This is a genomic window from Oleiphilus sp. HI0086, from assembly GCF_001635225.1.
In genome coordinates, this window is the sequence record NZ_LWFZ01000489.1 from 1 (window position 1) to 289 (window position 289).

Here is a 289-nt window from a genome sequence, read left to right on the forward strand (position 1 = left end):
CATATTCTAATGCAGCATTACCTGAGAAGCTCAAAATTGGAAAAACTGACTTGAATGCAGCGTGAAGACCAACATCGTCACGAGACTCTGGGTCATTGTCACTCTGCAAGAAGCTTAAGTACGAGTCTATTTGAATAGACAAAAGATACGGCACATCCATGACGGTTGGTAACACGCCAAATTCTTTACGAATACGCTTTTTCTCTGTATACGAGTAGGCCATTTATATTCCCCAGTTTTGTGACTTAACGGTCTGAATTGTTGAACGGTTGACACCGTTTAATAACAG

The 289-nt window shown here is 40.8% G+C and carries 1 protein-coding gene; it reads right to left on the reverse strand.

What is annotated here, in order from left to right; genetic code table 11:
- The coding region (locus A3756_RS06005; RefSeq protein ID WP_156490310.1) for a hypothetical protein at nt 1-223 on the reverse strand (223 nt) is incomplete at its 3' end.
- Nucleotides 224-289 lie beyond the last annotated feature (66 nt).